Source organism: Pseudoroseomonas cervicalis ATCC 49957, assembly GCF_000164635.1.
GTDB classification, from domain to species: Bacteria; Pseudomonadota; Alphaproteobacteria; order Acetobacterales; family Acetobacteraceae; genus Pseudoroseomonas; species Pseudoroseomonas cervicalis.
The window spans coordinates 216,472-220,942 of sequence record NZ_GG770780.1; the positions used below are offsets into that span (position 1 = coordinate 216,472).

6 protein-coding genes are annotated in these 4,471 nt (G+C 68.3%); 3 read left to right on the top strand and 3 right to left on the bottom strand.

The features are described 5' to 3' along the window. On the bottom strand, positions 1–218 hold a 218-nt coding region (locus HMPREF0731_RS14415; RefSeq protein WP_007004891.1), incomplete at its 3' end, for a GntR family transcriptional regulator. 89 nt (positions 219–307) lie between these two features. On the opposite strand from HMPREF0731_RS14415, the gene HMPREF0731_RS14420 reads away from it, so the two are divergent. The 3 genes from HMPREF0731_RS14420 to HMPREF0731_RS24395 all read left to right on the top strand — a co-directional run bounded on the left by HMPREF0731_RS14420 (position 308) and on the right by HMPREF0731_RS24395 (position 2,595). Then, positions 308–514, top strand: coding sequence for a DUF1127 domain-containing protein (locus HMPREF0731_RS14420; RefSeq protein ID WP_007004892.1), 207 nt, complete (start codon positions 308–310; stop codon positions 512–514). A 33-nt stretch (positions 515–547) separates the two neighbouring features. Continuing rightward, positions 548–1,414 (top strand): PhzF family phenazine biosynthesis protein, encoded by an 867-nt coding sequence (locus tag HMPREF0731_RS14425; RefSeq protein ID WP_007004893.1) that lies wholly within the window; start codon positions 548–550, stop codon positions 1,412–1,414. A gap of 260 nt (positions 1,415–1,674) precedes the next feature. Next, on the top strand, positions 1,675–2,595 hold the full coding sequence (locus tag HMPREF0731_RS24395) for a DUF6414 family protein (RefSeq protein ID WP_157136130.1): 921 nt from the start codon (positions 1,675–1,677) through the stop codon (positions 2,593–2,595). A 90-nt stretch (positions 2,596–2,685) separates the two neighbouring features. Here the strand turns inward: HMPREF0731_RS24395 and HMPREF0731_RS14430 are convergent, their stop codons facing one another. Next, a complete protein-coding gene (locus tag HMPREF0731_RS14430) occupies positions 2,686–4,038 on the bottom strand; it encodes an aspartate aminotransferase family protein (RefSeq protein WP_007004895.1) in 1,353 nt (450 codons plus the stop codon). 68 nt (positions 4,039–4,106) lie between these two features. After that, positions 4,107–4,471: DUF4189 domain-containing protein (locus HMPREF0731_RS14435; RefSeq protein ID WP_007004896.1), on the bottom strand; the 365-nt coding region annotated here is incomplete at its 5' end.

Here is a 4,471-nt window from a genome sequence, read left to right on the forward strand (position 1 = left end):
GGCGGGCGCAGGAAGGTGCCGCGCCCGACCTCGCCCACCGCCACGCCGCGCCGCACCAGCTCGGCATAGACGCGGCTGGCGGTGGAGGGGGCGATGCCCTGCCGATGCGCGTAGTCGCGGCTGGTCGGCAGCCGCTCCCCGGGGCGGCGCCGGCCGGCCAGCAGATCGGCCGTCAGCTCGGTGGCATAGCGCTCGGCCAGCAGGCGGAAATCACTCATGGGAAAATTGTACCGAGAACAATTCCGCAGTTGAAGCTTTTTTTGCGCCGTGCCACGGATTGCACCGAGATAAATCGCAGGACAATCCCATGTTGATCGGAGCAATTTCTCCCAGAGATCGGATCAATCTCCGTCGCCCGGCCTGGCTTGGCCTGCTGGTCGCCCGGCTGCGCCTGTGGCGCCGCAACGCCGCCACCCGCGCCGCGCTGGCGGAGCTGCCCCCCGGGCGGCTGCGCGACCTCGGCCTGACCGAGGCCGACGCCGCCCGGGAAGCCCGCCGCCCCTTCTGGGACTAGTCTTTTCCGCCTTCCGCCACCGGAGCCCGCGCCATGACCGGTCATCGCTACGTCACCCTCGACGTCTTCACCGACACCCGCTTCGGCGGCAATCCGCTGGCCGTGGTGCTGGAGGCGGAGGGCCTGTCCGACGCGGCGATGCAATCCATCGCGCGGGAGTTCAATTACTCCGAGACCACCTTCGTGCTGCCGCCGCGCGACCCGTCCCACACCGCCTGGGTGCGCATCTTCACCCCGCGCGAGGAGCTGCCCTTCGCCGGCCACCCCAATGTCGGCACCGCCGTCGCCCTGGCGCAGCGCCTCTCCGGCGCGGCGCCGGAGCACTTCCTGTTCGAGGAGGGCGCCGGCCTCGTCCCGCTGCGCCTGCTGCGGCAGGAGGGGCGCGTCACCGGCGCCGAATTCGCCGCCCCCGAGCCGCTCTCCACCACCCCGGCCGCCAGCCGGGAGGAGGTGGCGCGCTGCCTCTCGCTCAGCCCTGATGATGTGGCAGAGGATCCGGTGATGGCGTCGGTCGGCCTGCCCTTCTGCGTGGCGCGGCTCGCCAGCCCCGAGGCACTCGCCCGCGCCCGCGCCGACCGTGCCGCCTTCGCCGCGCTGCGCCTGCCGGGTGGCCGCCGCTCGATCTATGCCTGCGTGGCGGAGGGCGAGGATGCGCTGCAATCCCGCTGCTTCATCCAGGGCGAATACGAGGACCCGGCGACCGGCAGCGCCACGGCGGCGGCGACGGCCTGGCTGCTCTCCCGCCGCGGCGGCGATTCGCTGCGCCTGCGGGTCCGCCAGGGCGAGGCGATGGGCCGCCCCAGCCTGCTGCTGGCCCGCGCCGAGCGCCAGGACGGGGCGATCCGTGCCCATGTCGGCGGCGGCGCCGTGCCGGTGATGGAAGGAGCGATTCACTTCTAATGAAGCGATTGGGAGACTATAGTCGGTGCAACACGAGCGAAGATTTGCGCCGTTGACGCCCTAATCGCTACCTCTGACCGGTTCAGATGCAGTTTACCGAGAAGGCGCTGTTTGCATGACAAAGGATCGTAAGCGGGGGAGGCCGGCCGCGCTGGAAATGCCGCTTAGCGATTCCGTTTCGAATTTGCTACAAAAAAAACCTAAAGAAATCTCTGATGCGCATCAGAGCGTTCGCGAGAGGCAGGAGAAGGTGAGGCAGCATGTTGAAGAAGGACGGGCAGAAATCAAGCGTGGAGCAAGACCGCCCGGCAAGCCTTTCCGTCTATGATTTCTTGTACCATGACGCTCGTCGCATTGGTGCTTTCCTGGCTCAGTTTGAGGCCTCTGGCTTGCTGCAGTCGGTCAAGGAGACGCGCGGTATAGAGGACTCCGAGACATCCAAGGCTGGCGCCAATGCAGGTGCCAAGATTCCCGCGTTGGCCAGCACCGCCGGGCACTTCGAAAACCAAGCCGGAAGCGTTTCTCGCGAAGCGATCGAGCGCCATTATGATCCATTCTGGACCCGAGCTCTTAGCCTGCTTACGCAGCTTCAGAACGCTGGCTTACTGGAGCGCGATCCCTGGGCTGCTGAACTTGGTAATGTTGTTTTGGTGTCTGGCTCAGTTGTGCTCGCTGACTTGAGCATGATGAAAACAGTATGGGAGAAATCGGCAGTCCGTGCTGCAATTATGGCGGGTCAGCCAACTCCAAACCTAGAATCGCGCGCTGTGCGGAAGGCCGTAAACGCAGGAAGGCCATTGAACGAAGCTGACTTGATGCTGCAGCTACTACCGATGTTGCCGCACTCTCCGCAGGCACGCATCCTTGGTAAGGATGCAAGCTTGTGGTGCACTCTTGAGGAAGAAGCCATTGTCGGGCGTGCCAGCGACTTAATTCTTAAGTACGGCGCACTTGTTTCCGGTGAATGGAGCGTCGTAGGCATCCTTGATGCGCGTCCTTACGACCCTGAGCACCTAACTGAGGACGGAAAACCACTGGTGGAGTTGCTGGCTAGTGTTGTTGCGACGCCGATCGGCCAAATGGCAGTTCGCCTAGGCACGATTGCACAGGCGAGCCTCGGCCGACCACCAGAAGCGTTTGGCATCACTCCGCTGATGATATTCCGTGAGCTAAAACCTTAATCAATTTAGCTATTCTTCTGGCCGACGCTTACGTTCAATACGCAAGCCCACGAGACATTTGCGCTTCTAGACCGGCCTGCCATCTGCCCCTCAGGCCAGCGCGGCCTCGCGCAGCGCGCTGGCCACCGCATCCTCCACCGCCCCGCAGAAACGCTCGGCGATCATCGCCACCTCATCCTCGGTGACGATATAGGGCGGCGCCAGGATGGCATGGTCGCCCAGCCGCCCGTCGATCGTGCCATTCATCGGATAGCAGGCGAGGCCGCGCGCCAGCGCCGCGTCGCGCACCCGCTCATGCAGGGCCAGGCCCGGCTCGAAGGGTGTCCTGCCGGCGCGGTCGGCCACCAGCTCCACCGCCAGGAACAGGCCGCGGCCACGGATCTCGCCCACATGCGCGTGGTTGCCCAGGCGCTCGACCAGCGCCGCCTCCAGCTGCGCGCCGCGCCTGGCGACATGCGCCACCAGCCCCGCCTCCTCGATCACCTGCTGCACGGCGAGCGCGGCGGCGCAGGCCATGGGATGCGCCTGGTAGGTGTGGCCATGCTTGAACCCGCCCGAGCCGTCGCGCAAAGCCGCCACCACCCGCCCCGTGGCCAGGATGCCGCCGATCGGCTGGTAGCCGCCGCCCAGCCCCTTGGCGATCACCTGGATGTCGGGCGCCACGCCCTCCTGCTCCCAGGCGTGCAGCGTGCCGGTGCGGCCCATGCCGCACATCACCTCGTCCAGGATCAGCAGCGCGCCATGCCGGTCGCAGATCTCGCGCACCGCGCGGAAATAGCCCTCGGGCGCGGCGACGCAGCCCAGCGTCGCGCCCACCACCGTCTCCGCCATGAAGGCCATGACCGTGTCCGGGCCCAGGCGCTGGAACTCCGCCTCCAGCTCCGCCGCCAGCCGCGCGACATAATCGGCCTCGCTCTCGCCCGCTTCCTGGCCGCGATAGGGGTAGCAGGCGGAGACATGGCTGAAGGCCTCCGCCAGCAGCGGCGCGTAGGGCGCGCGGCGCATGGCGTTGCCGCCGGCGGCGAGCGCGCCCAGCGTGTTGCCATGATAGCTCTGCCGGCGGGCGATGACGCGCTGGCGCTGCGGCTGGCCGATCTCCAGGAAATACTGCCGCGCCAGCTTCAGCGCCGCCTCCGACCCCTCGGAGCCGGAGGAGACGAAATAGGCATGGGTCAGCCCGCCCGGCGCGTGGCCGACCAGCTTGTCGGCCAGCGCCTCGGCGCTCTCGCAGCTGTAGAGGCTGGTATGGGCGTAGCAGAGCCGCTCCATCTGCGCCCGCATCGCCGCCAGCACGCGCGGATGGCCATGGCCGAGGCAGGCCACCGCCGCGCCGCCCGAGCCGTCGATCACCGCCCGCCCGGCCGCGTCGCGCAGCCAGATGCCCTGGCCGGAAACCGCCAGCGGCGGGTCGCTGCGCAGGCTGCGGTGGATCAGGTGGCTCATCGGTCGCGCTCCCCCCTGGACGGAAAGCCCGAGCCTAGGGCGGTTGCGCGGCGCTTGGCGAGAGGCCGTCAGCCCGGCGCCGCGGGGCCGCATTGCGTGCGCACCACGCGGCATTGCGCGTTGCGGTGGCGGAGCCGGCAATCGGCCACCGCCTCGCGCTCCGCCTCCTCGGCGCTGCGGCCGCTGGCGGCGGTGGCGAGCATCACGAGATAGGTGCTGGGGTCGTCGGTGACGACCATGCTGCGCCCGGAGACGCCATGGGCGACGCTGCCGCAGCGTTCCTGGAACTCCAGGGCCAGCCGGCAGGGCGTGCCGTCCGTGCCCATGCACTGGCTCTCGGCGCGGCGATGCGCGGCGATCCGGTCCGCCTGCCCCGCCACCAGCCCGAACCGGGCCGAGGGCGCGGCGGCCAGATAGATGGCGCCGTAGCGCG

What these genes read in the sequence shown, in the direction of transcription:
- HMPREF0731_RS14430 (WP_007004895.1), bottom strand. Translation starts at nt 4,038, where the DNA reads ATGAGCCACCTGATCCACCGCAGCCTGCGCAGCGACCCGCCGCTGGCG.
- HMPREF0731_RS24395 (WP_157136130.1), top strand. Translation starts at nt 1,675, where the DNA reads ATGTTGAAGAAGGACGGGCAGAAATCAAGCGTGGAGCAAGACCGCCCG.
- HMPREF0731_RS14425 (WP_007004893.1), top strand. Translation starts at nt 548, where the DNA reads ATGACCGGTCATCGCTACGTCACCCTCGACGTCTTCACCGACACCCGC.
- HMPREF0731_RS14420 (WP_007004892.1), top strand. Translation starts at nt 308, where the DNA reads ATGTTGATCGGAGCAATTTCTCCCAGAGATCGGATCAATCTCCGTCGC.